The following is a 5,807-nucleotide window of genomic DNA, read 5'->3' on the forward strand; positions in this document are numbered from 1 at the left end:
CGAAGAGCTGGGCCGCTGGAGTCTGGACACCGAAAAGCGACAGCGTCCGTTGCATTTCACACAATTTCCAAAAAACCTCCTGCGGGAGGTTTTTTGTTTTGATTGGGGTATGTAGGTTGATCAAAGTGCCAGGACGAAATTCAATAGAATATATGGATGCTTTTCGCTGAAGCCCGTGCGAAAAGCGTCCTTCTTTAAGGAAATCTTCGCGGAAGCGGAGATTTTTTCAAATTAGGGGGTTGGGGTGGCTGTATGAGTCGGAAAATTGTTGATTTGGTTGTGAATTGGCCGTCTGGATACAGGATGCTAAGGTGTGAATGAAATTTTAGGTTGAAATTTGCGTGAAAGCATTTAAATTGTACATAAAAACAGAGAATCGCTGGATTTTATTTACATTATTTAAAAGGTCATTTCCAGTAAAAGAGCTTACTTTCCAAAATGACCAAAATACTTTCCATTTCAGGTCAAATACTTTCCAATTTGAATCAAATACTTTCTAAATTAGACGAAATACTTTCTAATTGAATGATCTCATGTGGAATTTGATAAATCCGATCTTTATAACTGCCTTCAAACGGCATGTTAGCCATTTTCAACAACTTAGATGCTGTTGTGGTGGATTCAATTCCGGTAAATTCACGAAATTCTTTATTGGAAATCGTTTGGCTGACTAACACCCTATATTGCAGCAGGGTCTCAAAGTGAGCAAGACGATCAACCCTAAAACACTTTTCACATGTCCACTTACGCCAGTAATATTCCATCTTTCCACCACAATCTCTTCCGCACAGCACACCTCTCCTCAAATCCATCGGCACATCCAGCTTTCTCAGCGGCCGCTCCGTATGCAATTGGAGAAAGTGGTCAGCGAGCCGGCGCGTTTGGCGCGTATTTAATACATCATTGGGATACTTGATTGCAAACTGATCCATCAGAAATGGAAGGCCGGATGCCTGGATGATGATGCGGTTTTTCGGCCGGTTGTTCACGATAGACGATGGATAGGTGAACACGATTATGCCGATGACGGGAAGGGAGATTTTTTTGTCTGCCAAAAAACGCCGCACCCATTTCTCGTGACGGAGAATTTGGTCGTCCGGATTTCTCATGCCGTCAATCGTGCCGTCTTTATTGGTGCGGGAAAATTGCCGCAGCTGCGGATCGAAATCCAGCTGGCCCGCAATCGATTTAATTTCCATAAGAAGTACATAGCGGTTCGTCACAAGTACGGTATCCATTTGATGGGAAGATTTTTCTCTCTGTACGAAAAGGTCGTGCAGAAAATAATGGGGGCACTCGATGGGAATTTCGTGCCAAAGGGAATCGACATGTTGTTCGCCGTGGAAGCCGGCGGAAATTCGTCGGAGTTTTTCTGTCCAGTGGGTGGATAGGGGATGGACAATGGGAGTGCGCCTGATTAAACTTTCGAGCTGAAAAATTTCTGGCGGTGCGGAACGCTGTTTCAGGATCAATGGGTCAACTCCTTTCTGTGATGAATAAAGCATACCTTTGTTAGTTGTAATTAGAAAGAATTTTCCGATTTTATTTCAGTGAAGTTATTCTGCTTAGGAACAAAACACCTCACCTGCCTTCCCCAGCTGAAAATGCTATAATAACCAAATGAGAAATGAGGGTGAATAAATTATGAAATCAGTAGTATTAGCGGAAAAACCATCCGTTGCCCGCGATATTGCGCGGGTGCTTGGATGCAGTCAGAAAGGCAACGGCTTTCTGGAAGGGAAGCAGTATATCGTGACGTGGGCGCTCGGACACTTGGTGACGCACGCCCAGCCGGAACAATATGACAACGACTTCAAGGAATGGAAAATGGAAAATTTGCCAATCTTGCCGAAGCCGTTCAAACTCGTGCCAATCAAACAGTCCATGAAACAATATAACGCGGTGAAGGCCCAGCTCAGCCGCGGCGACGTCAAGGATGTCATCATCGCGACGGATGCCGGGCGTGAAGGGGAACTCGTTGCACGCTGGATTCTGGAGAAGACGAATACGCGGAAACCAGTCAAGCGCCTGTGGATTTCGTCGGTCACCGACAAGGCGATCAAAGACGGCTTCAACAACCTGAAAGACGGCAAAGCCTACGAAAACCTTTATCAGGCTGCAGTTGCGAGAGCGGAAGCAGACTGGGTTGTCGGCATCAATGCGACGCGTGCACTTACCGTAAAATACAATGCACAATTATCGACCGGCCGCGTGCAGACGCCGACGCTTGCGATGATCGCAGAACGCGAGCAGCAGATCCGCAACTTCCAGCCGAAGCCGTATTACGGCATGCAGGCGATTACAAACGAAGCGGCATTCACGTGGACAGACGGCAATTCAACGCAGTCGTTCGATAAAGAGAAAATCGACCGTTTATTCCATAAGCTTGACAGCACTCATGAGGGCACCATTACAGATATCAAAATCACGCCGAAAAAGCAGCCGGCACCACCTTTATTCGACTTGACCGAATTGCAGAAAGAAGCGTATAAACGATATGGCTGGTCGGCGAAAGAGACGCTTAACACGCTGCAGAACCTGTACGAGCGCTATAAAATCGTGACTTATCCGCGGACGGATTCGAAGCATTTGACATCTGATATGAAAGATACGCTGAAAGACCGCATCAAAGCGGTGCAGACGGGACCTTACCGTCCGCTCGCAGCAACGATTCTGAAATCGCCGGTCGCGGCACAGAAAGGCGTCATCGACGATGCCAAAGTATCCGATCATCACGCCATTATTCCGACGGAGGAAAACCCGCCGCTGCATGAGCTGTCGGCAAACGAACATAAATTATACGACATGATCGTCAAGCGCTTCCTGGCGGTTTTCTATCCGCAGTATGAATACGACCAGACGACGGTCAAACTGACTGCCGGCGGCGAAACGTTCCAGGCGAAAGGCAATACGGTAAGAAATGAAGGCTGGAAACGCATCTATAATGATGACGACGAAGAGGACGACTCGAAGCTGCCGCCATTTGAAAAAGGGCAGACGCTGAACATCAAAGGCATCAGCCTAACCGAAGGCAAAACGAAGCCACCCGCTTTCTTCAATGAAGGAACGCTGCTCGGAGCTATGGAAAATCCGGCGCAGTTCATGGCCGGTGAATCGAAGGAATTGATCAGGACACTCGGTGAAACGGGTGGACTTGGTACAGTGGCAACACGCGCCGACGTCATCGATAAATTGTTCAACACGTTCCTGATCGAGAAAAAAGGTAAAGACCTGACGATTACATCGAAAGGCCGCCAATTGCTGGAACTCGTTCCGGAAGACTTAAAGTCACCGAAACTGACGGCTGACTGGGAACAGCAGCTGACGAAAATCGCCAAAGGCCAGATGAAAAAGAATGAATTCATGAAAGAAATGGTTTTATTCGCGGAGAAATCGGTTTCCGATATTAAAAAGAGCGACCAGAAATTCAAGCACGACAACGTCACCGGCAAGATGTGCCCGGATTGCGGCAAGCCGCTTCTTGAAGTCAACGGAAAACGCGGCAAGATGAATGTCTGCCAGGACCGTGAATGCGGCTACAAGAAGCAAGTGGCGATGCTGACAAATGCGCGATGCCCGAACTGCCATAAGAAACTGGAAATGCAGGGCGAAGGCGACGGCAAGATTTTCGTCTGCAAATGCGGACACCGCGAGAAACTGTCGGCGTTTGAAAAACGGAAGAAATCCGGCCAGTCGAAAGCGACAAAGAAAGACGTCAATCAATACCTGAAGCAGCAGGACGAGCCGCCGCAAAACACGGCCATGGCGGAAGCTTTGAAAAAATTGCTGAATCAAAACGATTAGAAATAGTTCGACAATGGTGGTAAGCTGATTTTAATAGAAAAGTTTCCAGACAAGGAGTACCGCCATGAGTAAAAAGATGACCAAAACCAATGCCGCCAGAATATTGGATAAAGAAAAGATCCCTTATGAAATCATTCAGTACGAGATGGATGACGGGCTTGTGGATGGCATTTCAGTTGCCGCCAAAATAGGTCACTCCGAAGAACTGGTCTACAAGACGCTGGTCGCGGTGGGTTCATCAAAACAGCATTATGTATTTGTCATTCCGGTAGCCGAAGAGTTGAATCTGAAAGCAGCGGCCAAAGCAGCCGGGGAGAAAAGGATTGAAATGGCGCCTGTAAAAGATATCTTCCAGCTCACCGGCTACGTACGCGGGGGCTGTTCACCTGTCGGCATGAAAAAGCCGTTTCCGACATTCCTGGCACAGCAGGCGGAAATGCAGCCGCAAATCATCGTTTCTGCCGGAAAAATCGGCATGCAGATCAAAGTGGATCCGGCACATTTGCAGACAGTGACGGGCGCCCGGTTCGCCGCTTTGACGGTGGGGGAACCGTAAACGGGAGATCCATCCATTCCGTCGAATGGATGGATCTTTCTTGAAAGGGAACAAACAGAGAGAAAGAAGGATGTTGATAATGAGAACCATGTTTTACCGCTGGCTGTTTTTTCTCGGCGGCCTGATAATACTGGCACTTGGTTTCACAATGATCATCAAGGCCAACAGACTGGGAATCGGTCCCTGGGATGTGCTGCATGTCGGTTTATTTCTCAATTTCGGATTTACGATCGGCACCTGGACAATTCTTGTCGCTTTCTTCCTGATCGCCGTTTCGACTCTCTCCACGCGCCGGCTGCCGCAGGTCGGCACATTTCTGAATATGCTCCTGGTCGGTGTATTCATCGATATCTACAATTTCCTGATTCCGGAGATTCCATCCCTTACCGGACAGGTGCTGATGCTGATTGGTGGAATCATTGTCTCGGGCTTTGGTGTCGGCATTTATGTGTCCCCGAAAATCGGCGCGGGTCCGCGTGACAGCCTGATGCTCGTGCTGATGGAGAAAACCGGTTTGAGTGTTACCGTGGTTCGGGCGGGAATTGAAGTCACCGCGGCACTGCTCGGCTGGGCACTCGGCGGACCGCTTGGAATCGGTACAGTGGCAGTAGCGCTGGTGACAGGCAGAATAGTGCAGTTCACTTTGCCGCAGTCAGAAGCTTTATTAAGAAAAATCATTGAAAAAAAGGATGAATTGCCGCCGGTTTTGAAAGTTTGAAACCGGCGCTTTTTTATGTTATAAATAAAACCGAGTAAAACTATTGGTTTTATAAATAATGAAACCTGAAGGAGAAAATTATGGGACGCGAGTTCGTAACTATATTTGATGAATGGGTTCACACATATGACGATTCAGTAAGCGGAAAAGACGCGGAATACAGAGACGTATTCTTTAAATATGAAGAAATTCTGCAGGCAGTTGCCGATGCAGCGATAGGTCCGGTAGTCGAATTTGGAGTAGGGACAGGCAATCTGACACAAAAATTGATCGACCGTGGATTTGAAGTGACAGGCATCGAGCCGAACGAAGCGATGAGAACAGTGACACAGGAGAAGTTGAATGATGTTTCAATCACAGACGGCGATTTCCTGGAATTTCAAACTCCGGTACAGCCGAAGTCATTCGTCAGCTCATACGCATTCCACCACTTGACGGACGCTGAAAAAGCGAAAGCGTTCAAATTGTATGCAGACCTGCTTCCGGCAGGCGGGAAAGTGGTGTTCGCGGACACGATGTTCAAGTCGGCGGAAGTGCGCCAGGAAGTGGTTGACTTTGAAAAAACACGCGGTCATGATAATCTTGTAGAAGATTTAAACCGTGAATATTATACAACTCTGCCGATCATGAAAGAGCTGATTGAGCAGGCCGGATTCACTGTGGAATTCACGCAGCTCAACAATTATGTCTGGTTGATCGACGCTAGCAAGAAAAGCGGAAACGGCCGTT

At 47.8% G+C, this 5,807-nt stretch carries 5 protein-coding genes; 4 read left to right on the top strand and 1 reads right to left on the bottom strand.

Translation table 11 applies throughout. The features are described 5' to 3' along the window. Positions 1–485: 485 nt before the first annotated feature. Positions 486–1,472: a nuclease-related domain-containing protein gene (locus KW93_RS12055; RefSeq protein WP_033543274.1), complete on the bottom strand. Its 987-nt coding sequence runs from the start codon at positions 1,470–1,472 to the stop codon at positions 486–488. Between the two features lie 172 nt (positions 1,473–1,644). Between KW93_RS12055 and KW93_RS12060 the strand changes: the two genes are divergently transcribed. The 4 genes from KW93_RS12060 to KW93_RS12075 form a co-directional block, all read left to right on the top strand. Continuing rightward, complete coding sequence (locus KW93_RS12060) at positions 1,645–3,804, top strand: DNA topoisomerase III (protein ID WP_033543275.1); 2,160 nt, start codon at positions 1,645–1,647, stop codon at positions 3,802–3,804. A gap of 64 nt (positions 3,805–3,868) precedes the next feature. Further along, on the top strand, positions 3,869–4,360 hold the full coding sequence (gene ybaK, locus KW93_RS12065; RefSeq protein WP_033543276.1) for a Cys-tRNA(Pro) deacylase: 492 nt from the start codon (positions 3,869–3,871) through the stop codon (positions 4,358–4,360). Between the two features lie 79 nt (positions 4,361–4,439). Next, the gene (locus KW93_RS12070) at positions 4,440–5,078 is read left to right on the top strand and encodes a YczE/YyaS/YitT family protein (protein WP_327078720.1); all 639 of its coding nucleotides are present in this window, start codon (positions 4,440–4,442) and stop codon (positions 5,076–5,078) included. Positions 5,079–5,158: 80 nt separating this feature from the next. Next, on the top strand, positions 5,159–5,807 hold a 649-nt coding region (locus KW93_RS12075), incomplete at its 3' end, for a class I SAM-dependent DNA methyltransferase (RefSeq protein WP_033543277.1).

The organism is Planococcus sp. CAU13 (assembly GCF_000775575.1).
GTDB lineage: Bacteria > Bacillota > Bacilli > Bacillales_A > Planococcaceae > Planococcus.